The sequence below is a fragment of the Ruegeria sp. AF8 genome, assembly GCF_056541825.1.
Genome location: NZ_JBQFYW010000001.1, coordinates 123,315 through 147,709 on the forward strand (window position 1 = coordinate 123,315; position 24,395 = coordinate 147,709).

Sequence of the window (24,395 nt, forward strand, 5' to 3'; positions counted from 1 at the left end):
ATTCATGTCCGGGAACGAACTGCCGTCACAGGCTCGCGTGGTTATCGTCGGAGGCGGCGTTATGGGGGTGGGGCTGGCCTATCATCTGGCGCATGAGGGCTGGAGCGATGTGGTGCTGCTGGAAAAGGCCGAACTGACCAGTGGCAGCACCTGGCATGCGGCGGGCCAGATCACCCATTCGACCAGTTCCTTCGGGCTGGGCAAATGCGTGGATTACAACATCGGCCTGTATTCCGGGGCGCTGGAGGCCGAGACAGGGCAGGCGGTGACCTGGCATGGTTGCGGGTCTTTCCGGCTGGCCTACACGCAGGATGAAATGGACTGGCTGCGGCATACTCTGTCTGTCGGTCGGTCGCTGGGGTTCAATATCGAGCTGGTGGGGCCGGATCGCGTGGCGGAGTTGCATCCGTTCTACAATCTCGACGGTGTTCTGGGCGCGCTGCACACGCCCGATGACGGCCATGTGGATCCGACCAATGTGACCATGGCGATGGCCGCCGGGGCGCGCCAGCTGGGGGCCAGGATCATCCGCCATTGCCGCGCCACGAACATCACGCAGGCCGAAAATGGCGAGTGGGTGGTGGAGACCGAGAAAGGCATCATCCGCTGCGAGCATGTGGTCAACGCCGGCGGCACCTATGCGCGGCAGATGGGCGAATGGTCGGGGCTGCAACTGCCGATGACCTCGATGACCCACCATTATTTCGTGACCGAGCCGGTGCCGGAATTCGAGAACCTTGACAGGGAACTGCCAGTCATCCGCGATGACAAGAAAGTTTCCGGCTACATCCGGATGGAGCAAAAACGCGGGCTGATCGGGATCTACGAGAAGGAGAACTCGAATTCCGTCTGGCATGACCATTGCCCGTGGGATTATGAGAACTGGCTGTTCGATGCCGATTACGACCGGGTTATGCCGTGGCTTGAGGAAAGCCTGAACCGGATGCCGATCTTTGCCGAGCTGGGCATCCAGCGTGAGGTGCATGGCGCGATTTCGCACCCGCCCGATGGCAACCCGCTGATCGGGCCGGCACCGGGGGTCCGGAACTACTGGTGTTGCTGCGGCACCCAGATCGGCATTGGTTGGGGGCCGGGCCTGACCCGCGAACTGGCGCGGTGGATGGTGCATGGCGCGGCCGATATCTCGATGCGCGACTATGATCCGCGCCGCTTCGGGGCTTATGCCACCAAGGATTGGCAGGTCTCCAAGGCGCATGAGGATTACAAGCTGCGGCATGAAATTCCGTTTCCGCATTTCAACCGGTTGGCGGGGCGTCCGATCAAACCCTCGCCCCTCTATGAGCGGCTGAAGGAAAAAGGCGCGGTTTACGAAGAGGTTTATGGCCACGAACGCCCGCGCTGGTTTGCGCGTGACGGGGTGGAACAGCGCGATCATTATTCCTTCCGCCGCACCGTGGTCCACGACATGGTCGCAGCCGAATGCAAGGCCGTGCGTCAGGCGGTGGGGATCATGGACATCTCGGCCTTCACCAAGGTCGAGGTGACGGGCCCCGATGCCGAGGCGCTGCTGGACCGGCTGGTGGCCAACCGCCTGCCGCAAAAGACGGGCGGCATCGCACTGACTCATATGCTGAACCGCCGGGGCCGGATCGAGCTGGAAACCACGGTCGTGAAGCTGGACGAGGGGCGGTATTATCTTGTTTGCGCGGCCTTTTTTGAGCAGCGCCTGCTGGATCATCTGAATCACCAGCGCGCGGATGAAAACGTCGAGATCATCCTGCGTTCGAATGACTGGGCCGCGCTCAGCCTGAACGGCCCCAGGGCGCGCGATGTTCTGGCGGCCTGCACGAATGCGGACCTCGGCAATGCCGGGTTCAGATGGCTGACCGCGCAACAGATCGAGGTGGCCGGGCACAAGCTCTGGGCCTTCCGCATGTCCTATGCCGGAGAACTCGGCTGGGAGTTGCATATCCCGCGCGACAGTGCGCTGGCGGTCTATGACGCGCTTTGGGCGGCGGGTGAGTCGTTTGGGATCGCCGATTACGGCTCATTCGCGATGAATGCTCTGCGGATGGAGAAGGGTTTCAAAGGCGCGGGCGAACTGACCAATGAAGTGACGCTGGCCGAAGCGGATGTTCTGCGCTTTGCGCGAACGGACAAGGATTATCTGGGCAAGGACAAGACCCTGAATACCGACCTGCCGTGGATTTGCGCCTATCTGGAAATCGAACCCGACGGGGTTGAGGATGGCCATGGCGGTGAGGCGGTTTTGCTGGAGGGCAAGGTGGTCGGCTCGACCGCTTCGGTTGCCTTTGGCCACACTGTCGGCAAGATCCTTGCCTTTGCCTATGTCAAACCGCATGTCAACGTACCCGGCACCGAGATCGAGGTCGTGATCGCCGGGCAACCACGCCGGGGCCGCATTCTGGGTGAACCGGCCTATGATCCGCCAAGCCTGCTGCCGCGTACGGATGTCGCCATGGAGGTCGCGGAATGAACATCCCGGCGACGATGAAGGCCATGGTCCTGACCGGCCATGGCGATCTGGACAAATACGAGTGGCACGAGGACTGGCCCACGCCGCAACCGGGGCCGTTGGAAGTGCTGATCCGGGTCGGTGCCTGCGGATTGAACAACACTGACGTGAACACGCGCACGGGCTGGTATTCCAAGGCGGTGGATGAGGCCACGACCGGCGGTGCGTATTCGGAAGTGGACGATGACGACAGCACCTGGGGTGGCGCGCCACTGATTTTTCCGCGCATTCAGGGCGCGGACGCGGTCGGCACGGTCGTTGCGGTTGGCGAAGGCGCCGACAAGGGGCTGATCGGCAAGAGAGTCATGGTCGCTGGCTGGCTGCGCGACTGGGACGATCCGATGAATCGCGACAAGGCTGGGTATTTCGGCTCGGAATGCGATGGCGGGTTCGCGGAATACACCAGGGCGGATGTAAGGGGCATTGCTGCGGTCGAGTCCAATCTGAGCGACGCTGAGCTTGCAACCTTCATCTGTTCCTATGTCACCGCCGAAGGGATGCTCGACCGGGCCGGGGTGGATCGGGGCGACACGGTGTTGATCCCCGGCGCATCGGGCGGCGTCGGCGGCGCACTGATCCAGCTGTCGAAACTGCGCGGGGCGCGGGTGATCGCAATGGCGTCAGAATCCAAGCACGATGAGGTTGCGAAGCTGGGGCCGGACCGCATTCTGCCGCGCAGCCCGGACAACCTGAAAGCCGTGTTGAAGGGCGAGAAGATCACCGTCGTGGCCGATGTCGTGGGCGGGCCGATATGGCCCGACCTGATCGACAGTCTGGAGCGCGGCGGCCGCTATACCTGTTCCGGTGCGATCGCGGGCCCACTGGTCGAGCTTGATCTGCGCACGTTCTACCTGCGCGATCTCACCTTTACCGGCTCGACCGTGAACAGGCCCGAAAACTTCACCGATGTCGTGAAATACATAGAGGATGGCAGGATCAGGCCGGCATTGGCCGCCACCTATCCGCTATCCGAACTGCGCGAGGCCCAGCAGGCCTTCATCGACAAGACCCATACCGGCAACATCGTGGTGATCCCGTGACACTCGACGACGTTCTAGACGCGGCGCGCCAGCTGCATCAGAGTCACCCAAATCTGGCGACCTATGCGCCGTGGCCGGATGACCTGATCCCCAGCGGATTGCAGCCGCGCCATGTCCCGGCGGTGCCGCTGGTTTCGGAATTTCCCCGGTCCGGTGCGCCACAGACGCAGGCGCTGGTCGATGCGGTGAAAGCCGCTGCGCACCTGGCGCATTGGAAGCGGGTCTATACCGAGGCGGAGGTCGGTGCCGACTTTCGCAACCGGTACGGTTTTTACGAACTGTTCGGTCCGACCGGGCATTTCCACAGCCAGAGGCTGTGCGGCTATATCGCGTTCTGGGGCGAGGGGCTGAACTATGACTGGCACAGCCACGAGGCCGAGGAACTGTACCTCGTTCTGGGCGGCGAGGCGCTGTTCAAGGTCCAGGGCGATGAGGCCGTGACCGGGCCGGGGCAGACACGGTTTCACCAAAGCTGGCAAAGCCATGCGATGGTTACCACCGACCGCCCGATCCTGACCTTCGTGCTGTGGCGCGGCGAGGGGTTGACGGGGCCGCTGAAGATGGACGCGGCATGAAGATCACCCGTATCCGCATCTACCAGACAGGGTTGCCTTACGTCGGCGGGGCCTATGTATGGGGCGCGGGCAACGCCATCGAGACCGCCATCGCCTCGGTGGTGGTGATCGACACGGATGCGGGGTTGCAGGGCTGTGGAGAGTTCACGCCCTGCGGCGAGAATTACATGGTGGCGCATTCCGAAGGCGTTCCGGCACTGGCACGGCTGATCGCGCCGCAGCTGTTGGGCGAGGATGCGCGCAACGTAGCTCGGATCGAGCGGATCATGGATCATCTGGTGCAGGGGCACGGCTATGCCAAATCGCCCTTCGATGCGGCGTGCTGGGATATTCTGGCGCAGTCGCTCGGCGCGCCGCTTTGCGCGGTGTGGGGCGGCAAGCTGACCGACGGGGCGCCGATGTACCGGGTTGCACCGCAAAAGGGAACCGAGGACACCATCGCCGAGATGGAGCGCTACCGCGCGCAGGGCTACCGCCAGTTCCAGATCAAGGTGGGCGGCGACTGGGCCGCGGATATCGAACGCATCCGGGCCACCGTGCCGCTGTTGAAACCCGGCGAGAAAGCGATGGCCGATGCCAACCAGGGCTGGCGCGTCGATGATGCGCTGCGGGTGGCGCGGGCGACGCGGGATCTGGACTACATCCTTGAACAGCCCTGCCGAACCTATGAGGAATGCATGCAGGTCCGCGCCCGTATCGACCTGCCGATGAAACTGGATGAATGCGTCACCGGCATGCACATGGCGCAGCGCATCGTGGCGGATCATGGCGCAGAGCTTGTGTGCCTGAAAATTTCGAACCTCGGCGGGCTCAGCAAGGCCAGGCGGGTGCGGGACTATCTGGTCGAGAACCGCATCCCCGTGGTGGCTGAAGATACCTGGGGTGGAGAGATCACCACCGCCGCGCTGTCTCATTTCGCGGCGACGACACCGCTCGAATATATGCACAACACCACCGACCTGATGAACTACAACACCCGGTCGACGGGTGTTGGCGGGGCGGTGGCACGGGATGGTAAACTTTATACTGCGGACGCGCCCGGATTGGGGGTTGCGCCCGATTTCGAAAGCCTTGGTGCCCCTGTACTGGAGTTCGTTGAATGAAGATCACCCGTATCACGGTCTATCGCGTCGATCTGCCACTGGAGCATCCCTATTGGCTGTCCGGAGGGCGGTTGAAATTCGAGGTTCTGGACGCGACCCTGGTCAAGATCGAAACCGATGCCGGATTGACGGGTTGGGGCGAGGGTACTCCGTGGGGGCACACGTATGTGCCGGCCCACGGCCCGGGCATCCGCGCAGGGATCGAGACGATGGCCCGCTTTGTGATGGGGTTGGACCCGCGCAAAATACTGGACGTCGAGCGCGCAATGGATCTGGCGCTGCCGGGGCATCTTTATGCCAAGTCTCCTATCGACATGGCATGCTGGGACATTGCCGGGCAGGCGGCGGGGTTGCCGATTGCCGATCTGATGGGCGGTGGGTCAAGGACCCCGCGCCCGATTGCCTCTTCGGTCGGAGCCAAGACCGTGGAAGAAACCCGCGAGGTGATGGAGCGGTATCGGAGCCGCGGCTATGTCGCGCATTCGGTGAAAATCGGAGGTGATGTGGAGCGGGATATTGCCCGTGTCCGGGATGTCGAGAGTATTCGGATGCCCGGCGAAATCGTACTTTACGATGTCAACCGGGGTTGGACCCGGCAGCAGGCCCTGCGGGTGATGAGCGCCTGCGAAGACCTGAACGTCATGTTCGAGCAGCCCGGCGAAACACTGGACGATATCGCGGCGATCTCGGGCTGTCACGCTTCGCCCGTGTCCGTGGACGAGAGCCTTGTTACCCTGCAGGACGCCGCCCGGATTGCCCGAGATGGGCTGGCCGAGGTTTTCGGGATCAAGCTGAACCGCGTCGGCGGTCTGACCAAGGCGGCGCGGATGCGGGATATCGCGCTGGCGCATGGAATCGACATGTTCGTGATGGCAACGGGCGGTTCGGTTCTTGCCGATACCGAGGCGCTGCATCTGGCGGCGACCATTCCTGACGACAATTGCCATGCCGTCTGGGCTTGTCAGGACATGATCACGGTCGACATCGCCGGCGGTCGCGGCCCGCGAAACGAGGCCGGCTATCTGCGCTTGCCCGAAACCCCCGGGCTGGGCGTGCATCCCGACGAAGAGGCGCTCGGATCTCCTGTCGCAACTTATGAGATCAACGGATGACCCACCCCCTCATCTGGCCTGAATTACCCCGGGGGGTGAATTGGCCTGTGGCCAAGAGCGGGGCAACGCCCTCCTTTCCCCCGGCGCCGCGCGTGGTGCGGCGGAACATCTGTAAGGAATGGTCATGAAACTCACCCGCATATCGCTGTGGCATGTGCCGCTGACCAGCCACGCCGCTTATTACATGGCCGATGGCAAGACCTGTGAAACGGTGGAAACCGTGGTATTGGCGCTGGACACCGATACCGGCCTGACCGGCTGGGGCGAAGTCTGTCCGATTCCGCACTACCTGCCGGCCTATGCGCGCGGCGTGGCCCCGGCGGTGACCGAGATGGCGCCGGTGCTGCTGGGTGCCGATCCGGTGGGGCCCGAGGCGCTGATGGCGCGACTGGACAGGCACCTGCAGGGGCATGTCTATGCCAAGTCGGCCGTCGACATCGCGCTGTGGGACCTGACCGGGCAGGTGGCCGGGCTGCCCGTCTGTGCCTTGCTGGGCGGGCGGCGGGCGGCGACGCTGCCGCTGTATCACTCGATCACCTGCATCGCACCGGAAGAAATGGCGCGCATCGCGCGCGAGGCGCGGGCGCAGGGGATGACGCAGTTTCAGGTCAAGCTCGGTGCCGATGGTGACTGGCAGGCCGATGTCGCGCGTCTGCGTCTGGTGCGCGAGGCGGTGGGCGATGCGCCGCTGGTCTATGGCGACTGGAATTGCGGCGCGGCCTCGCTGGATGCCACACGGGTGGGCCGGGCAGTGGCGGATCTGGACGTGATGCTGGAGCAGCCCTGCGCCACGATCGAGGATTGTGCGCGGGTGCGCGCCGCGACCGGGTTGCCGATGAAACTGGACGAAAGCGCCCGTGATACCGCCAGCCTGCTGGCGGGGCACGCGCAGGGTTGCATGGATGCGGTGGCGATCAAACTGTCGAAATTCGGCGGCCTGTCGGCGTCGCGCCGGGCGCGCGACCTGTGCCTGCATCTGGGGGCGAAGATGTGTATCGAAGATACCTGGGGGTCGGACATCACCACGGCCGCGCTGCTGCATCTGGGCGCGGCGACCGATCCGGCGAGGCTGATGAACGTGTGCGATCTTTCGGGCTATGTCGCTCCGAGGCTTGCTCGCAAAGGGCCGGTGCGTGAGGCTGGAAGAATCGCACCGCCCGAAGGTGCCGGTTTGGGCGTGACACCCGACCGTGCGGCGCTAGGTGAACCGGATGTGATCTTGGGCTAAGGAGGCCATCATGCTTACGAAACTCAGCCAGGCCGACTGGATCGAACGCGCAAAAGCGGTTTTGCCGGGGGGCGGTTTCGGCAATTTCGACCCGTCGGTCTTCATTCGCGAGGGCAGGGGCAGCCGCGTCTGGGATGAGGACGGCCGGGAATATGTCGACCTGCTGATCGGATCGGGCCCGATGCTGCTGGGGCATGGCCACCCGGAGGTGTTGGAGGCGATGGCCGAACAGTTGCCGAAGGGCATGACCTTTTTTGCCAACAACGCCCGCGCCATCGAACTGGCCGAGGAGATCTGCTCGGCCGTCCCGTGTGCCGAACAGGTGCGTTATGTCTCGTCCGGTGGCGAGGCGGACATGTATGCGATCCGGCTGGCCCGCGCCTTTACCGGGCGCGACAGGATCGTGAAATTCGAGGGCGGTTATCACGGCATGAGCGCCGAGGCGCAGATGAGCCTTGCGCCGGCCAAGATGGTGAATTTCCCGCAGGCGGTGCCGGACAGCGCCGGCATCCCCGAAAGCGTGCGCGCCGAGATGCTGATCGCGCCGTTCAACGACCCGGAGTATATCCGCTCGCTGCTGGCCGAGCACGGGCCTCAGGTGGCCGCGATCATCGTCGAGCCGCTGCAGCGCATCATCCCGCCGGAACCCGGTTTCCTGCAGCTGTTGCGCGAAGAGGCCGACAAGTATGGCATCGTGCTGATCTTTGACGAGGTGGTGACCGGGTTCCGGTTCTCGTACGGCGGCGCGCAGGAGCTTTACGGGGTGACCCCGGATATCGCCACGCTGGGCAAGATCATCGGCGGCGGGTTTCCTCTGGCGGCGATTGCCGGGCGCGCGGATATCATGGCGCATTTCGACAAGGCCGCTGTCGGGGCGGACAAGTGGCTGATGCAGCTGGGGACATTGTCGGGCAATCCGGTGGCCGCCGTTGCCGGGCTGAAGACGATGGAGATTTTGCGGCGCGAGGGGCAGTTCGATCTGTTGCGCGCAAATGGTCAGCGGCTGATGGATCTGGCCAGCACGGCGCTGGATGCACATGGCATTGCCCACCGGATCGTCGGTGACAGGACCCTGTTCGAGATCGTGTTCACCAGCGGCGACGTTCGCGATTACCGCGATGTGTTTGGCTCGGATACGGCCAAAGGGGCAAAGTTCAACGCGGTGCTGATGCAGAACGGGATGTTCAAATCGGCGGGCAAGACCTATCCGTCTCTTGCCCTGACAGAAGCGGATTTCGAACTGTGCGCCGAAGCCTATGCAAAAGCCGCCAGGGCGGTTGCCGACGGGTAAAGCCTGCGAACAGAGGCCGGTGTCAGATCACGTCGGCCAGAACCAGGCGGATGATATCCTCGCGCCCGATGCCGCGCGCCTGAAGTTCGGCGTCGGACATGGCGTGATATGCGTCGATCCTGCGGACTTTGGCTTGCGCCTCGCCGATGCGCAGCAGCGCATCCCAGATGCCGGCAAAGATGTCACCAACGACCGAGGCAAGCGCGGGCAGGCTGATGGCGGTGGCCGATGAATGCGCCATGACGGATCCGTCCTTTCGATTGAAGCTTGGTCTGGTGATCTAGTCCGAAACGGTCGGTTTCGATAGGGACGGAATGGAATAGCAGATGTGCGTTTGGTGCAAATCTGTGTTTTTGATGCCTGTTTCGGAACCGTCTGGGCCGCATGGATTCGTTGACAAAAACGTGAATGTTATATACATATTAAAACTGCAATGTGTTGAGATTGAGCACATTTCGCCGCGTTAAACCGGGTGGCGAGTGCAGGGGGAAATTGAAAATGACGAAGCTGCCGCTTGTGGTTGCGGCGCTGGGTATTTGCGCGGGTGTGGCCGTGGCAGAGCCGAGCGTCGAGCGAGGCGAATATCTGGTTCAGGGGCCGATGGGCTGTGGGAACTGCCACACGCCGTTCGGAGAGCAGGGGCTGGATTTCAGTCGCGATCTGGCCGGGCGCGTGGTCGAAGAGACCCAGCATTTCACCGCGATATCAGCCAATATCACGCCAGCCGGGCGGGTCTCGGAATGGAGCGACGAAGAACTGGGACGCGCCATTCGGGAGTGCCTGAGGCCCGATGGCTCGCTTATCGGCCCGCCGATGCCCTGCGCGGTCTATCGGGGCATCGACGACGAGGATCTGAAGTCGGTCGTGATGTATCTGCGCACGGTGAACCCGGTCGATCACGACGCGGGCAAGTCCACCTATCACATTCCGCTGCCGCCAGCCTATGGCCCGCCAGTCGATCGCGTAACGGCACCGGAGCGGGCGGCCACGGCGGAATATGGGAAATATCTGGCATGGGCCATTGCTCATTGCGTCGAGTGCCACTCGCCGATCGGCCCCGAAGGCCCGGTCATGGATGCCGGGCACCTGGGAACCGGGACCTACGAGTTCATAGGTCCCTGGGGAAGCGTCACAGCGCCGAACATCACCAGCCACGCCGATGGTCTGGCTGGCTATTCGGATGACGAGATCAAGACAATGGTGTCTCAGGGCCTTCGCCCTGACGGCAGCGCCATGGTGCCGCCCATGCCCTATCCCTATTTCGCCAGGATGACCGATACGGATCTGGCCGCGCTGGTGGCCTATCTGCGGGTCATGCCGCCGCTACCGGACCCATGACCTGTTTCAGCCGGTCCCACGTGGCTGGCAGCAGCGCCGGATCATGCACCGGCGCGCGCCAGAAGTAGTTGACATATCGGGTGTTGCGGGTCTGGCGGATATCGCCAAAAACGGCCAGCGCTTCGGCGCTGGCCTCTTCGTCCGGCATCAGGCGACCGGTTGCCGTGAATCAGACAAGCGCCAGAATGCGCGCCGGGCCGCCCGAGCCGCCGCGATGGGCCGGAGCGCCCACGATCAAGGTGGCGCCGCTGGCGGGCACCTTTGCGAGATTCGCCATATTCTCGATGCCATAGCGGTTGGTGGGCAGCCATGCGTAGTGGGTGGCGAAATCGGCCGATGGCCCGTGATCCAGTGACAGTGTGTCGACGCCCATCGCCACCGCGCCGGTTTCCTCGATCAGCATCAGCGCCGCTTCGATGTGAAAGCCGGGGAAGTGCATCTTGCCCTGATCATCGGCGTTGCGGTATTCCGGGCCGCCGGTTTTGCCCCCCCAACCGGAATGCATCGCCACGCAGGCGCCATCGGGGATCGGGCCGTTGGTGCTGATCCAGGCCTTGATGTCGTCCGGTGTCACCTGTGCGTCGGCGTCCTGAGCCGCCTTTTCGTGGATATGCACGACGCAAAGCGGGCAAACCAGATTGGACACGGGAATTTCATCCACCGACTGGCCGTCCGCCGAGAAATGCAACGGCGCGTCGATATGGGTTCCGGTATGTTCGTTGACTGCAAGGTTGAACAGGTTGAACCCGTGTTCCTTGAGGTTGAAGGCTTGCGTCGCCTCGATACCGGGTGCGCCGAAATAGGTGGGGAAATCGGCATCGTAGATATGCGTCATGTCGACGACGTCACTGTGGCTCATCGAACGGGCCGGGCTGGCGGTGGCGGTTCCCAGCGCCGCGCCGGCGGTTGCCACGGCACCGGCCTTGAAAAAGGATCGCCGAGACAGCATCCGGTCCTTGACGGCGTCCATCACACAAATATCGCACATTTCGCTGCTCCCTGTTTCGTTTGCTGCTGCGACAAGCCGGTTTCGCCTACCCCGGCACGCACTTAGCGCAATATCGGGAGTGTCAACGCCGTCGCGGGACGCGTCACGGTTTTGTGCGGTTTTCTGAACTGTGCGCCTGTTCGAAAAATCGCGCGACGCTTTCCGCGAATTCACGCTGGTGCACCGGTTCGCTCAATGACGCCAGCGCCTGATCGCACAGGGTTTGACCGATGACAGGGCGCAGCTCATCCGTCAGCGCGACAACGAAGTCCCGCTGCATTTCCGGATGTTGCTGGGTGGCATAGACATGCGAGCCGATGAAGAAGCCCGAGCTTTCGCAGGCGTCGGATTTTGTCATGCTGCAGGCCCCGGGAGGAAGTTGCGTGACCTGTTCCTGATGGCAGCCATAAAGGTTGACGACGTCGGGCAGATCCTGCGCCCATTCCGGGCGGAGGAGCAGGCTGTTCCGGGTAACCCCATGGACCCAGCCGTCCGGGTTGAACCCGAGCTGGCCACCCAGAGCCACCGCGATGGCCTGATGCCCGAAACAGGCTCCGAAAACGGGCTGGCGCCGGGCGTGCATGTCGCGGATCAGCGCGAACAGCCGACCGATCCACTCGTCGCTGTCCCGGGCCGAGGCAGGACTGCCGGTGATCATGGCTCCGTCAAAGCGGCTGATGTCGTCGGGAAAGAGGCCGTCCTTGACCGAAAAGACCTCGACCGTCCATTCCGGGCGCACGAGGTGGACCAGCTTTTCGAAAACCTCGCCATCTTTCGGATGTGCCTGCGCAAAGTCGCTTTCATCCGTGTTGGTCATCAAGATCGCCAGATGCATGACTTGTCGCCCCGTGCCTGTCCGCCCGCCCTCTATGCAGGCTGCATCACGCCGGGGCCAGTGGAAAATCCGGTCTTCCGCCATGGGTGCGCGTGTTTCCGGCGTGGTTGGTGTGGGACGCTGCGTCGGTTGCCGGAATGCGGGTTGAACCGCGCGCATCAAAGACGCAGTCTTTCCGCATGTGCCGACCCTCTCGTAGCCGTTGACGTCTGGTTTTCTTGGATGTGCCGAATATCGGCGTCAGATTTTGGAGGGAATGGCGGGCCGGGGTTGTCCGGCAGGCAAAGGGAGGAAAGGCCGGATGTCCGAGGCCGTTGAATACGAACGTGTTGGAGAAATTGCGGTTCTGGCCGCCAACAACCCGCCGGTGAATGCGCTGGGCGTGGAGGTGCGCCGGGGCCTGCTGTCCGGGATCGAGCGGGCCGAGGCCGAGGGGGCGAAGGCAGTGTTGATCTATGGTCAGGGCCGGACCTATTTCGCAGGCGCCGACATTCGCGAGTTCGGCAAGCCGCCGCAGGACCCGTGGCTGCCCGAGCTTTGCGCCCGGATCGAGGCATCGCCGCTGCTGGTGGTATCCGCGATTCACGGCACCGCGCTGGGCGGCGGGCTGGAGGTGGCGCTGTCGACCCATTACCGGGTCGCGCTGCCGTCGGCGCAGGTCGGCCTTCCCGAGGTGCATCTGGGCATTCTGCCCGGGGCGGGCGGCACGCAGCGTCTGCCGCGTCTGACCGGGGTCGAGGCGGCGTTGCGTCTGATCACCACCGGGCATCACATACGGGCGGATGAGGCGCTGAAGCTGGGGATCATCGACAAGGTCGAAGAGGGCGATCCGCGTGAGGTGGGGCTGGCCTATGCACAGGGGTTGCTGGGTGCGGGTGCGCCCCGCCGCCCGGTCAGCGGCATGCCCGCGCCGTCGCCGGTCGATTTCGATGCGGTCTATGAACAGGTTCTGAAGAAGGGGCGCGGGCAATTGTCCCCGGCCACCGCCGTTCGGGCGGTTCAGGCGGCCTGTGAGGCGGACAGTTTCGAGGCGGGCATGAGGCGGGAACGCGAGTTGTTCATGGAATTGATGAACTCGGACCAGCGCGAGGGGCTGATCCACGCCTTTTTTGCCGAGCGTGCGGTGGGCAAGCTGCCGGAACTCAAAGGAGTAGAGCCGCGTGTGCTGCACACGATCGGGGTGATCGGAGGCGGCACGATGGGGGCGGGTATCGCCACCGCCGCGCTGTTGGCCGGGCTGCCGGTGGTGCTGCTGGAGATGTCGCCCGATGCGGCCGCAGCCGCGAAGACCCGGATCGAAAACAACCTTGGTGGCGCTTTGAAACGCGGCAAGATTGATCAGGCGCAATATGACGAGATGATCGGAAGCGCGCTGACGCTTGCGACCGAGTATTACGAACTTTCCGGCGTCGATATGGTGATCGAGGCAGTGTTCGAGGATATGGAGGTCAAGAAACAGGTCTTTGCCCGGCTCGACGCGGCCTGCAAGCCGGGAGCGGTGCTGGCCTCGAACACTTCATATCTGGATATCGACGAGATTGCCTCGGCCACCAGCCGTCCGTCGGATGTGATCGGGCTGCACTTTTTCTCTCCGGCCCATGTGATGCGGTTGCTGGAGGTGGTGGTGCCGGATGGCACCGCGGCCGACGTGGTGGCGACCGGGCTGTCGCTGGGCAAGCGGATGCGCAAGGTGACGGTGCGGGCGGGTGTCTGCGACGGGTTCATCGGCAACCGCATCCTGAGCACCTATCGCACCTGCGCCGATCACATGATCCTGAATGGCGCCAGCCCCTATCAGATCGACGAGGCGCTGACCGCATTCGGCTTTGCCATGGGGCCGTTCGCGGTGGCGGATCTGGCGGGGCTGGATATCGGCTGGGCGGTACGCAAGCGCAAACGGGCCGAGGGGATGGACCCGCGTGCGCGCGATGCGAGCTATGCCGACAAGCTGTGCGAGGCAGGGCATTTCGGGCAGAAGACCGGCAAGGGGTATTACGTCTATGACGCGGGCAAGCGGGGCGGTGTGCCCAATCCCGACGTGCTGCCGCTGATCGAGGCGGAACGCGCCCAGCAGGGGATCAGCCCGCGTGAATTCAGCGACGAGGAGATCGTTCGCCGCTATATGGCCGCGATGGTCAACGAGGCTGCGAAGGTCGTGGGCGAGGGCATCGCGCGTCGCCCGCTGGATGTGGATGTAACGCTGCTCTATGGCTATGGCTTTCCGCGCTATCGCGGCGGGCCGCTGAAATGGGCCGATTTGCAGGGCCTGCCCGATCTTCTGGCCGATATCCGGCGCTATGGTGAAGAGGACGCCTTTTTCTGGCAGCCCGCGCCGCTTTTGGAACAGCTCGTGGCCGAGGGGCGTACATTCGATGATCTGAACAAGGAGGCGCAGGGATGAAACAAGCCGTGATCGTATCAACCGCCCGCACCGGGCTGGCCAAGTCCTTTCGGGGGTCCTTCAACGTCACCCACGGCGCGACCATGGGCGGCCATGCGGTGCAGGCAGCCTTCGACCGCGCCGGGCTGGACGGGGCCGAGGTCGAGGATTGCATCATCGGTTGCGGTTTTCCCGAAAGTGAGACGGGCGGCAATATCGCCCGGCAGATCGCCATCCGGGCGGGCCTGCCGGTGACGGTCTCGGGCATGACCGTGAACCGGTTCTGCTCGTCCGGGCTGCAGACCGTGGCGCTGGCGGCGCAGGCGATCACCGAAGGCGGATCGGGGCCGATTGTGGCGGGCGGGGTCGAGAGCATCTCGATGGTGCAGCCCAAGTTGCGCCCTGCGCCCGAGGCCTGGATTGAGGAACACAAGCCCGCGATCTATATGGCGATGATCGAGACGGCGGATATCGTGGCCGAACGGTATGGTGTCAGCCGCGAATATCAGGACGAATACGCGCTGCAGAGCCAGCAGCGTATTGCCGCCGCGCAGCAGGCGGGCAAGTTCGCCGACGAGATCGTGCCGATGGCCACGGAGATGGCGGTCAAGGACAAGGACAGCGGCGAGGTGTCGATGCGCGAGGTCACGGTGGACCGCGACGAATGCAACCGTCCGAACACGAAGCTGGAGGGTCTGGCCGGACTGGAGCCGGTGCGGGGGCCTGGGAATTACATCACCGCCGGCAATGCCTCGCAACTCTCGGACGGGGCGGCGGCGGTCGTGCTGATGGAGGCAAAGGAGGCCGAGAAGCGCGGGCTGGAGCCGCTGGGTGCGTTCCGTGGATTTGCCGTGGCGGGCTGCGAGCCGGACGAGATGGGCATCGGTCCGGTCTTTGCGGTGCCGCGCCTGCTGGAGCGCCATGGGCTGACGGTCGACGATATTGATCTGTGGGAATTGAACGAGGCTTTTGCCAGCCAGTGCCTGTACAGCCGTGACCGGCTGGGCATCGATCCGGAGAAATACAACGTCAATGGCGGCTCTATCGCCATAGGACACCCTTTTGGCATGACGGGCGCGCGGATGACCGGGCATATCCTGCTGGAAGGCCGGCGGCGAGGCGCGAAGCTGGGTGTCGTGAGCATGTGCATAGGTGGCGGCATGGGGGCTGCCGGCCTGTTCGAGATATTCTGAAGCGGAACGGCATCGGCGCGACCCGTCGAGGGCCGCGCCGATGCGGCCCGGCGCGGGGCGCCGCGCAGGCAGGACCGGACTGGGAGCCGCGGGAGGAGAGCAGGGATGGAGCTGAACTATACCGACGAAGAACGGGCCTTTCGCGCCGAGGTGCGCGCCTTTCTGGCCGAGAAGCTGCCCGGGGAGGTCTCGGACAAGGTGCGGGCCGGGATCAGCCTGGGCAAGGAAGACCACGAGTGGTGGCACGCGACGCTGAACCGGAAAGGGTGGCTGAATTTCAACTGGCCCGACGAATTCGGCGGGGCCGGGTGGGACGCGGTGCAGCGCCACATATTCGAAGAAGAATGCGCCATGGCTCATGCACCGCGCATCGTGCCCTTTGGCCTGACGATGCTGGGGCCGGTGCTGCAGAAGTTCGGATCGAAGGCGCAGCAGGAGTATTTCCTGCCGCGCATCCTGAACGGCGAACATTGGTGGTGTCAGGGCTATTCCGAGCCGGGGGCAGGTTCGGATCTGGCCTCGCTCAAAACCCGCGCGGTGCGGGATGGCGACCACTATGTCGTCAACGGGCAAAAGACGTGGACCACGCTGGGGCAATACGCCAACTGGATCTTCTGCCTGGTGCGCACCGATCCGGAGGCCAAACAGCAGGAGGGAATTTCGTTCCTGCTGATCGACATGGACACGCCGGGGATCGAGGTGCGGCCGATCGTGCTTTTGGACGGCACACCGGAAGTGAACGAGGTGTTTTTTGACGATGTGCGGGTGCCGGTCGACAATCTTGTGGGTGAGGAAAACAAGGGCTGGACCTATGCCAAGTATCTGCTGACGCATGAGCGCACCAATATCGCGGGCGTGGGCTTTAGCCGGGCGGGGCTGGATGCGGTCAGACGCATTGCGCGGGCCGAATGCGCGGGGGGCCGCCCGTTGATCGAAAATCCGCATTTCGCGGCAAGGCTGGCCCGGGTCGAGATCGACCTGATGGCCATGGCCACCACCAACATGCGCATCATCAGCCGTGACGCGGCGGGGCAGGCGCCGGGGGTTGAAAGCTCGATGCTCAAGGTCAAGGGAACCATCATCCGGCAGGAGATCAACGATCTGGCGCGCCGCGCCTGCGGGCCCTACGCGATGCCGTTCCCGTCCGAAGCGGTCGGGGGCGGCAACGCGCCGGTCGGGCCGGACTATGCGGGCCCGGTGGCGGCGCAGTATTTCAACAACCGAAAATTGTCGATTTTCGGCGGCTCGAACGAGATCCAGCGCGGGATCATCGCCAAGGTCAAACTGGGGGGCTGAGCATCATGGATTTCAATCCGACCGAAGAACGCCGGATGCTGCAGGACACATTGCGGCGGTTTCTGGCGGACAGGTATACGACCACCACGCGCAATCGCATCATCGGGAGCAGTCCGGGGATGAGCGCGGAGATATGGGCCGGTCTGGCCGATCTGGGGGTCATCGGCGCGCTGTTTTCCGAAGCGGATGGCGGCTTTGGCGGTGCCGGGTTCGATATCGCGACGGTGTTCGAGGAACTGGGCCGCGCCGGTGTGGTCGAGCCGGTGCTGGATACGGCTTTGCTGGGTGGCGGTCTGATCGCGGCGCTGGGTTCGCCGGAGCAGCGGTTGCTGCTGGATGAGGTGATCGACGGGCGGCTGCATCTGGCGCTGGCGCATGGAGAGCCTGCCAGCCGGTACGATGTGAGCCGGGTGGAAACATCCGCGCGTGCCGACAAGGACGATATCGTGTTGAGCGGTCGCAAGGCGGTGGTGATCAATGCCGAGGCGGCGGGGCATCTGGTCGTTTCGGCCCGGGAAAGTGGCGGTGCCTTCGATCTGGAGGGGATTTCGCTGTTTCTGGTTCCGGCGGGAACTCCGGGGTTGGTGATGCACGGATTTCCGATGTTTGCGGGCGGTCGTGCCGCCGAGGTGACGCTGGAGGATGTCCGCCTGCCGAAAACCGCGCGTCTGGGTGAGCCCGGGCAGGGGTTGGCGCCGCTGATGGATGCGATGGCGGCGGCCAATGTGGCGCTGGCGGCGGAAACGCTGGGGGCGATGGAAACGGCTGCGGACCTGACCCGGCAATACCTGCTGACGCGCCAGCAATTCGGACGGCCCATCGGTACGTTCCAGGCGTTGCAGCACCGGTTCGCGGATTTGCTGATCGAACTGGAGCAGGCGCGTTCGGCGGTGATCAATGCGGCGGGGCATCTGGAGGCCGAAGATCGCGATCTGCAGATCGCCGCAGCGCGCAACCTGATCTCGCGCGTCGGGCGGCTGGTGGCCGAGGAAACCATCCAGATGCACGGCGGCATCGCCATGACACAGGAATACGAGCTGGCGCATATTGCCAAGCGCATCGTCATGGCGGACCATCGGTTCGGTGACGAGGATTATCATCTGGAGCGGTTCATTGCACTCAGCGCAGCATGACGGGGGACGCCCGAACGTAAGACGTTCGGGGTGTCAGAACGCCATCGGGTTCGAGATCGACCTGAGCGATGCGCAGGGCCACGCGCGCTGTCATCTGGATGTCCGGCCCGATCACCTGAACAGTCAGGAGGTTCTGCATGGCGGGATCATCGCCATGCTGCTGGACGTGGCTTGCGGCAATGCGGCCTCTGCCTGGTTCGACCGGTCCGAGCATCCGATGGTGCTGACGGTTTCGCTGAACACCAGTTACGTAACTGCCGTGAACACGGGGCGGGTGACGGCAACCGGGCGGCCTGCCGGGGGCGGTCGGAAGCTGGTTCATGTGAACGGCGAGCTGCGCCATGAGGACGGGCGTTTGATCGCCACCGCGCAGGGTGCGTTCAAACGTCATTCACTGACAAGGTGACGGCATGCGCAGGAGGGCGGCAGGTGGCGATAGAAAAATGGCACGACTTTCCCGGCGCACAGGCGGCCCAGCGGCCGGACGCCCCCGCATTCCAGGACAATGGCGGCACGTTCTGGACCTATCGGCAATTGGATGACGCCATCGCCGGCGTGGCGGAGGTGCTGAGGGACGCAGGGGTCAGGCCCAATGATCGGGTCATGATCGTGGCCGAGAATTGCTGTGCGGCGGTGGCGGCGCTGTTTGCCTGTTCGCGGGTCGGAGCCTGCGCCGTGCCGGTCAATGCGCGGCAGACAGGGTCGGAATTGCGGCGGGTTGCGGATCACGCGCGGCCCGCCCTCACACTCCTGACCTCGGCGGCCTCGGACGACGCGCTGACGCATGCGGAGCAGCTGGGGGCGCACGCCGTGGCCGGGGTGTTCGGAACCATGCACGCGGTGAGCCGGTTTCCGAGCCAGCCCGACCCGGAACTCGAAGATGTGGCCGCCATGCTGTTCACCACCGGTACCACAGGGGTTCCAAAGGGGGTGATGCTGACCCATGACAACCTGCTGTTTGCGGGCCGAACCGCAGCCCGGTTTCGGGGCATGACTGAGGGGGATGTCGTTTACGGCGTATTGCCCCTTACCCATGTCTTCGGCCTGGCTTCGGTGGTCACGGCGGCGGCGCTGGTCGGGGCATTGGTCCGGCTGGAGGCACGGTTCACGGCGGCCCTGACCTATGAAGTCCTGAATTCGGGGATCACGCAGTTTTCCGCCGTGCCGCAGATGCACGCGCTGTTGATGCAATATGCCAGGGAACAGGGTTTCGACCATCTGCCCCGCAACACGCTGCGATATGTCTCGTCCGGTGCGGCGCCGCTGGACCCGGCATGGAAGCGCAAGGCCGAGGCGTTTTACCGGGTCGCGATCCAGAATGGGTACGGGTTGACCGAAAGCACGGCGGCGGTGTGCGCCTCGGGCAACGAAATCGGCGATCCGGATATTTCGGTCGGCCCGCCGCTGGCGGGGATCGAGGTGCGGCTGGACGAAACGGTCGCGGGCGGCGGAGACGGGGTGGGCGAGGTACTGGTGCGTGGGCCGAACGTGATGAAGGGGTACTATCGCAACCCCGGGGCGACAAAGGCGGCGTTGCGGGACGGATGGTTGCAAACGGGTGATCTGGGGCTGTTCGATGATCGGGGGCATCTGCATATTGTCGGTCGGTGCAAGGAACTGATCATCCATGGCGGTTTCAACATCTATCCGCCCGAGGTCGAGGCGGTGTTGAACGATCACCCGCAGGTCATCCAGTCCGCCGTGGTGGGACGAGTTGTGGAGGGCGACGAAAAGGTGGTGGCCTTTGTGCAGGCCGCGCCGGAGGATGCGCCGACGCCGGAGGAGCTGTTGGCCTTCGCGGCAAGCCGTCTTGCCGGATACAAGCGGCCGTCACAGATCGTCGTGGCCGATGCCCTGCCGGCAGCCCCGACCGGCAAGATCCTCAAGTACAAACTACTGGACGTCTTTGCGGATCGATTGGACTGAGCCCATTTCGGAAGTGTTCTTTTGCAGATGCTCGCGCATGCGGCAAAGTAATGGACCGGAGCCGTCAGAGGCATAGTGCGGCGTGTCCAGAGTGGTAGCGACTATGTGGCAGGGGATCGACGCCGAACACCCAAACGATGCTGTGGACGGGGTGGCCCTGTTGAATTTACTGTCGTTTCAGTATCGACGGAGTGGGGGCGGGCTATGGCGACATTTGTATTGGTCCATGGAGCGTGGCAAGGGGGATGGTGCTGGGCGCGCGTAGCCGCGCTTTTACGCAGGGCGGGCCATGACGTTTTCACCCCGACACTGACAGGTTTGGGTGAACGTGCTCACCTCGTGAGTGACGAAACCGATCTGGCCATGCATATCGAGGATGTCCTGGCGGTAATCGCGTGCGAAGAACTCTCCGACATTGTTTTGTGCGGTCATAGCTATGGCGGCATGGTCGTCACCGGTGTCGCGGGCAGAGCGCCCGACCTCATTCGCTCACTTGTGTACCTCGATGCGCTCGTGCCGGGCGATGGGCAGGCCGCCTTGGACGTTTTGCCTGCGGAGATCGCGGCAGGGCTTCGTGCCAGTGCCGTCAATGGCAAAGTCGCGCCAGGCCCGGCGGAGGCTTTTTCGGTGAACGGAGCAGACTGTGCATGGGTGGACCGCCGAAATGTCGCTCAACCGCTCAAGACATTTACGCAACCGATGCAACTGGTGAGCGGCCGCGCAGAGCAGTTAAAGCGGACCTACTTCTATGCCACTGGCTGGAGCCCGGGGCTGGGCCAACCGTTTTTCGAGCGGTATCGTCATCAGCCGGGGTGGACGGCGATATCGGTGCCATGCGGGCACTACGTGATGATTGATAGGCCTGAAGAATTGGCCCGAATTCTGACATCCGAAATTTGAACTTAACCGCCAACTCCTGCACGAGCACGCGGACAGTGAAATCGCACGGATAGGAATAGTTGTGGCTTCCAACCCGATTGTCCTGCTTCATCGACCGATTCGGGGAAGCTGCGCCGCAGCGCCGCAAGTGATTCCGCGTCTCGACAGAGACATCGACGACCGGCGGGAGCGCTTCCGTATGGCAGTCGCGGACCTATGCGCCTTGGGCGGCGGAGCGGATTGCGCCGATGTTGTCTCCGTAGACTTCCGGGTTCGACACCGAACCGCCCTTGAACACCGCCGATCCGGCGACCAGCACGTCGGCACCCGCCCGAGCCACCAGAGGCGCGGTTGTCGGATCGACGCCGCCGTCGATCTCGATATGCACCGGGCGGTCGCCGATCATCTCGCGCAGGCGGCGGATCTTGGATGTCATGTCGATGAATTTCTGCCCGCCGAAGCCCGGGTTCACGGTCATCACGCAGATCAGGTCGGTCAGGTCCAGCAAATGCTCGACTGACTCGGCCGGGGTGCCGGGATTGAGCGCCACACCGGCCTTCATGCCCGCCCCGCGGATCGCCTGCAATGTACGGTGGGTATGCGGCCCGGCCTCGATATGAGCGGTCAGCACGTCCGCGCCGGCGTCGGCATAAGCCTCGATATAGGGATCGACCGGCGAGATCATCAGGTGCACGTCCATCACCGTTTTCACATGCGGGCGGAACGCCTTGACCGCAGGTGGGCCGAAGGTCAGGTTCGGCACGAAATGACCGTCCATCACGTCCACATGGACCCAATCGGCCCCCTGTGCTTCGATAGCCTGAATTTCCTGACCGAAATTGGCAAAATCGGCGGACAGGATCGACGGGGCGATCTTGATCGTACGGTCAAAGCTCATCGGAGACCTCGTGAGTGGTAAGAGTCGCTGCGCATATACAAGCGATCCGTCGCGAGGGATAGGCCTTGTCCGAAATCACCGTCCGGGCCGCGATTGCGTGGAGCCTGCAGCAAGAGTAAGGATGGATCATCCCCATGGTTTTGCGAGGCCGGCAGGAGGAGTGGGTCAGATGGAATACCCTGAATGAGCAGCGAGCTGTCGCATGTGACCTTCATCGTGTCCGACCTCGACCGGATGCAGGAAATTCTGGAAACGGTGTTCGAGGCGCGCTGTGTCTATGACAGCGGCGAGGCGCAGTTTTCGCTGGCAGAAGAGCGGTTCTTTCTGATCGGGGACGTCTGGGTGGCGATCATGAAGGGCGACCCGCTGCCCGAGCGCAGCTATAACCACGTGGCCTTTGCCATTGCCGAAGACCAGTTCGAGGAGCGCCGCCACCGGATCGAGGCGCTGGGGCTGGACCTGCGCCCGCCGCGCCCCCGGGTCGAGGGCGAGGGGCGGTCGCTGTATTTTCACGGGCCGGACAATCATCTGTTCGAGTTGCACGCCGGCACGTTGCAGGAGCGGCTGCAACGGTATGCCAAGGGGAGAGAGGCCGGAGCATGACCGGGTTCGTTTTCATGGTCGTTTTGCTGGCTGCTCTGTTGCACGCCACCTGGAACGCATTGGTCAAGGGCGGGGCGGACAAGTCCGCCAACATGGCGGCGGTGGTCATGGGGCAGGGTGCATTCGGCTTGAGCCTGCTGCCCTTTTCTGCGCCTGTAGACTGGAGTTGCTGGCCGTATCTGCTGGCCGGTGTGGCTTTGCACCTGGGCTATCAGCTGTTTCTGATCCTGGCCTACAGGATCGGGGATCTGACACAGGTCTATCCGATTGCGCGCGGGGTCTCTCCCCTGCTGGTGGCGCTTGGAACGGCGCTGTTTTTCGGAGCGGTTTTCAGCCGGGCAGAACTTGCCGCGATGGCGATGATTTCAGTCGGGATCGCCTCGATCGCGCTGGTGCGGCGGCAGGACGGCAATTTCAACATGCAGGCCGCCGGGCTGGCGCTGGTGACAGGGCTTTTCATCGCCTCCTATTCCATTGTTGACGGGCAGGGGGCGCGGATTGCAGGAACCGCGCTGGGCTTTTTCGGGACTCTGACGGTGGCGAACGCGGTCGGATTTGCTGCAGTTGCGCGCCTGGTCCGGCCGGGCTTGCTGTGGCGGGCCTGCAAGGCGTGGCGGCTGGCGGCGTTCGGAGGCGCGGCGTCATTCACTGCCTATGTGCTGGTGGTCTGGGCCTTCACGCAGGCGCCGATTGCGCTGGTGACGGCGCTGCGCGAGACCTCGATTGTTTTTGCGCTGGTTCTCGGTGTGACATTCCTGAACGAAAAGCTTGATCTGAAGAAAGTGCTTTCGACCGCGCTGACTCTGGCCGGTGCGATCCTTTTGCGCATCAGCCGGACATGAGGCAGGTGGAAAGCGGAACGCAGGAGGCTGGGCCTTGTGCGGTCAGCCAGACAAGGAAAAGCGTTCGATCAGCCGGAATTCTCCGTCCTCGCCTTCGCCCACAAGGGCGATATCCCGGACCCGGAAAGGCGATGGCAGCAACGGGCCGAGCCGGTTTTGCAACTCGCCCTGCACCGGAGCAAACATTGCCTTGGGCAGTTTTGCCGTGAGGGTTATGTGAAACCGGAACGCGTCCAACACATACGGATAGCCCCAGGTTTCAAGGTTGGAGGCCAATGCGGGTTTCAGACCTGCACCACGCTTTTGCGCGCGTTCCGCTGCGGTCAGGGGCGCGCGAAAATCGTCCAGTTCACGCACGCATGCCGCCGCCAGAGTTCTCAGCCCGGACGCGTCGCCAACCGGGCACAGCGCCAGAAAGCGGCCCAGCCGGGTGATCTCAAGCCCCTCAACGGTGACCGGACGGTGAGACGCGGCCAGCCGCGCGCAAGCCGTTGTCAAATCAGCGATGCCGTGATGCGCCGCCAATCGGAACGGCGGTTTCAGCGTCGCATGAAGCCCGTACCGGCGCGGCGTTTCGGTAATGGCCGCGACGCCAATGCCTTCCACCACCGGCTGCGCGACCCGTTTTCCGGTGGTGATGTCCCGTCCCAGCCAGGCGGTGGCGAAGCCGGCCCAATCTTCGTTCACGGGTGGCAGGTAATAGAGTGCGTAGCGATTGAAGGTCATGCCGTCCTGCCCGCTTTTCAGGTGCGATAGAACATGTACCTGTCGGGCGCGATGGTCCCGGGGCCTTCGATCTGCTCGAACCCGGTCAATGGCTGGCCGGAGATCAGCAAGCCGCCGGGAACCATGACACGGGCGATCAGCGGGCTGAGGCGGGCGGCCTCGGCCACGTCGTCATCTTTGATGCCCATGCCGAAATCGTAATGCGCCATGGCGATCCGGTGCCCCTCCGAGACCAGCCGCTTCAGCATCGGTTCGGCCTCGCCCTGCAGGAAATCGCGTTCCGGCGGAACGCAGGAGGGATGGCATTGCAGCACCCGGTCCATCACCCAGATCCGGCGGTCGGGCAGAATTTCACGCAGGTGATCATAGGTGCGCCCGTTGCCCAGCCCCATGTCCAGAACATCGCCGCTCAGGTCGCTGATCTGTCCGGCGGCCCAGTTCAGACCGTCCCGTTGGGCGGTCAGGCGTCGCAGCATGGAATCCAGTCGGCTCATGAAAATCTCCTTGGCGTT

Annotated in this window: 24 protein-coding genes; 17 read left to right on the plus strand and 7 right to left on the minus strand. The window is 63.7% G+C overall.

The window, feature by feature from the left end; genetic code table 11:
* Positions 1–4 precede the first annotated feature (4 nt).
* The 7 genes from ACR0AO_RS00590 (at position 5) to ACR0AO_RS00620 (ending at position 8,846) form a co-directional block, all read left to right on the plus strand.
* The gene (locus ACR0AO_RS00590) at positions 5–2,458 is read left to right on the plus strand and encodes an FAD-dependent oxidoreductase (protein ID WP_480598656.1); all 2,454 of its coding nucleotides are present in this window, start codon (positions 5–7) and stop codon (positions 2,456–2,458) included.
* The gene (locus tag ACR0AO_RS00595; protein ID WP_480598659.1) at positions 2,455–3,537 is read left to right on the plus strand and encodes an alcohol dehydrogenase family protein; all 1,083 of its coding nucleotides are present in this window, start codon (positions 2,455–2,457) and stop codon (positions 3,535–3,537) included. The genes ACR0AO_RS00590 and ACR0AO_RS00595 overlap by 4 nt, the downstream gene beginning before the upstream one ends.
* Complete coding sequence (locus ACR0AO_RS00600; protein ID WP_480598662.1) at positions 3,534–4,112, plus strand: dimethylsulfonioproprionate lyase family protein; 579 nt, start codon at positions 3,534–3,536, stop codon at positions 4,110–4,112. The genes ACR0AO_RS00595 and ACR0AO_RS00600 overlap by 4 nt, the downstream gene beginning before the upstream one ends.
* Complete coding sequence (locus ACR0AO_RS00605) at positions 4,109–5,215, plus strand: mandelate racemase/muconate lactonizing enzyme family protein (RefSeq protein ID WP_480598664.1); 1,107 nt, start codon at positions 4,109–4,111, stop codon at positions 5,213–5,215. Before ACR0AO_RS00600 ends, ACR0AO_RS00605 begins: the two co-directional genes overlap by 4 nt.
* On the plus strand, positions 5,212–6,327 hold the full coding sequence (locus ACR0AO_RS00610) for a mandelate racemase/muconate lactonizing enzyme family protein (protein WP_480598666.1): 1,116 nt from the start codon (positions 5,212–5,214) through the stop codon (positions 6,325–6,327). The genes ACR0AO_RS00605 and ACR0AO_RS00610 overlap by 4 nt, the downstream gene beginning before the upstream one ends.
* A gap of 124 nt (positions 6,328–6,451) precedes the next feature.
* Positions 6,452–7,555 (plus strand): mandelate racemase/muconate lactonizing enzyme family protein, encoded by a 1,104-nt coding sequence (locus ACR0AO_RS00615; protein WP_480598669.1) that lies wholly within the window; start codon positions 6,452–6,454, stop codon positions 7,553–7,555.
* 10 nt (positions 7,556–7,565) lie between these two features.
* Positions 7,566–8,846 (plus strand): aspartate aminotransferase family protein, encoded by a 1,281-nt coding sequence (locus tag ACR0AO_RS00620; RefSeq protein WP_480598672.1) that lies wholly within the window; start codon positions 7,566–7,568, stop codon positions 8,844–8,846.
* Between the two features lie 22 nt (positions 8,847–8,868).
* On the opposite strand, the gene ACR0AO_RS00625 is transcribed toward ACR0AO_RS00620, so the two are convergent.
* Positions 8,869–9,087, minus strand: coding sequence for a DUF1127 domain-containing protein (locus ACR0AO_RS00625; RefSeq protein ID WP_480598675.1), 219 nt, complete (start codon positions 9,085–9,087; stop codon positions 8,869–8,871).
* 257 nt (positions 9,088–9,344) lie between these two features.
* Here ACR0AO_RS00625 and ACR0AO_RS00630 point away from each other — a divergent pair, with 257 nt between their 5' ends.
* Positions 9,345–10,184: a c-type cytochrome gene (locus ACR0AO_RS00630; RefSeq protein ID WP_480598677.1), complete on the plus strand. Its 840-nt coding sequence runs from the start codon at positions 9,345–9,347 to the stop codon at positions 10,182–10,184.
* Here the strand turns inward: ACR0AO_RS00630 and ACR0AO_RS00635 are convergent.
* The 3 genes from ACR0AO_RS00635 to ACR0AO_RS00645 all read right to left on the minus strand — a co-directional run bounded on the left by ACR0AO_RS00635 (position 10,159) and on the right by ACR0AO_RS00645 (position 12,007).
* On the minus strand, positions 10,159–10,332 hold the full coding sequence (locus ACR0AO_RS00635) for a hypothetical protein (protein ID WP_480598679.1): 174 nt from the start codon (positions 10,330–10,332) through the stop codon (positions 10,159–10,161). The two genes, ACR0AO_RS00630 and ACR0AO_RS00635, sit on opposite strands and share 26 nt — an antisense overlap.
* Before the next feature lie 21 nt (positions 10,333–10,353).
* Complete coding sequence (locus ACR0AO_RS00640) at positions 10,354–11,172, minus strand: cyclase family protein (RefSeq protein WP_480598681.1); 819 nt, start codon at positions 11,170–11,172, stop codon at positions 10,354–10,356.
* A gap of 103 nt (positions 11,173–11,275) precedes the next feature.
* Entirely contained in the window at positions 11,276–12,007 is a 732-nt protein-coding gene (locus ACR0AO_RS00645) for a type 1 glutamine amidotransferase (protein ID WP_480598683.1), read from the minus strand.
* 301 nt (positions 12,008–12,308) lie between these two features.
* Here ACR0AO_RS00645 and ACR0AO_RS00650 point away from each other — a divergent pair, with 301 nt between their 5' ends.
* From ACR0AO_RS00650 to ACR0AO_RS00680, 7 genes are all read left to right on the plus strand, one after another.
* Positions 12,309–14,408 (plus strand): 3-hydroxyacyl-CoA dehydrogenase NAD-binding domain-containing protein, encoded by a 2,100-nt coding sequence (locus ACR0AO_RS00650; protein WP_480598686.1) that lies wholly within the window; start codon positions 12,309–12,311, stop codon positions 14,406–14,408.
* The gene (locus ACR0AO_RS00655) at positions 14,405–15,580 is read left to right on the plus strand and encodes an acetyl-CoA C-acyltransferase (protein ID WP_480598688.1); all 1,176 of its coding nucleotides are present in this window, start codon (positions 14,405–14,407) and stop codon (positions 15,578–15,580) included. Before ACR0AO_RS00650 ends, ACR0AO_RS00655 begins: the two co-directional genes overlap by 4 nt.
* A gap of 105 nt (positions 15,581–15,685) precedes the next feature.
* Complete coding sequence (locus ACR0AO_RS00660; protein ID WP_480598691.1) at positions 15,686–16,876, plus strand: acyl-CoA dehydrogenase family protein; 1,191 nt, start codon at positions 15,686–15,688, stop codon at positions 16,874–16,876.
* 5 nt (positions 16,877–16,881) lie between these two features.
* Positions 16,882–18,009, plus strand: a complete 1,128-nt coding sequence (locus tag ACR0AO_RS00665; RefSeq protein WP_480598693.1) for an acyl-CoA dehydrogenase family protein — start codon at positions 16,882–16,884, stop codon at positions 18,007–18,009.
* Entirely contained in the window at positions 17,990–18,415 is a 426-nt protein-coding gene (locus tag ACR0AO_RS00670) for a PaaI family thioesterase (protein WP_480598696.1), read from the plus strand. The genes ACR0AO_RS00665 and ACR0AO_RS00670 overlap by 20 nt, the downstream gene beginning before the upstream one ends.
* 29 nt (positions 18,416–18,444) lie before the next feature.
* Entirely contained in the window at positions 18,445–19,935 is a 1,491-nt protein-coding gene (locus ACR0AO_RS00675) for a class I adenylate-forming enzyme family protein (protein ID WP_480600799.1), read from the plus strand.
* 204 nt (positions 19,936–20,139) lie between these two features.
* Entirely contained in the window at positions 20,140–20,835 is a 696-nt protein-coding gene (locus ACR0AO_RS00680; protein WP_480598698.1) for an alpha/beta fold hydrolase, read from the plus strand.
* A 193-nt stretch (positions 20,836–21,028) separates the two neighbouring features.
* On the opposite strand, the gene rpe is transcribed toward ACR0AO_RS00680, so the two are convergent.
* Entirely contained in the window at positions 21,029–21,712 is a 684-nt protein-coding gene (rpe, locus tag ACR0AO_RS00685; protein WP_480598700.1) for a ribulose-phosphate 3-epimerase, read from the minus strand.
* A 183-nt stretch (positions 21,713–21,895) separates the two neighbouring features.
* Here rpe and fosX point away from each other — a divergent pair, with 183 nt between their 5' ends.
* Both fosX and ACR0AO_RS00695 read left to right on the plus strand, forming a co-directional pair.
* Complete coding sequence (fosX, locus tag ACR0AO_RS00690) at positions 21,896–22,315, plus strand: FosX/FosE/FosI family fosfomycin resistance hydrolase (RefSeq protein ID WP_480598702.1); 420 nt, start codon at positions 21,896–21,898, stop codon at positions 22,313–22,315.
* A complete protein-coding gene (locus tag ACR0AO_RS00695) occupies positions 22,312–23,157 on the plus strand; it encodes an EamA family transporter (protein WP_480598704.1) in 846 nt (281 codons plus the stop codon). The genes fosX and ACR0AO_RS00695 overlap by 4 nt, the downstream gene beginning before the upstream one ends.
* A gap of 42 nt (positions 23,158–23,199) precedes the next feature.
* Here the strand turns inward: ACR0AO_RS00695 and ACR0AO_RS00700 are convergent, their stop codons facing one another.
* Together ACR0AO_RS00700 and ACR0AO_RS00705 are read right to left on the minus strand one after the other, a co-directional pair.
* The gene (locus ACR0AO_RS00700; protein ID WP_480598706.1) at positions 23,200–23,883 is read right to left on the minus strand and encodes a DUF1045 domain-containing protein; all 684 of its coding nucleotides are present in this window, start codon (positions 23,881–23,883) and stop codon (positions 23,200–23,202) included.
* A 17-nt stretch (positions 23,884–23,900) separates the two neighbouring features.
* On the minus strand, positions 23,901–24,377 hold the full coding sequence (locus ACR0AO_RS00705) for a class I SAM-dependent methyltransferase (protein ID WP_480598708.1): 477 nt from the start codon (positions 24,375–24,377) through the stop codon (positions 23,901–23,903).
* Positions 24,378–24,395 lie beyond the last annotated feature (18 nt).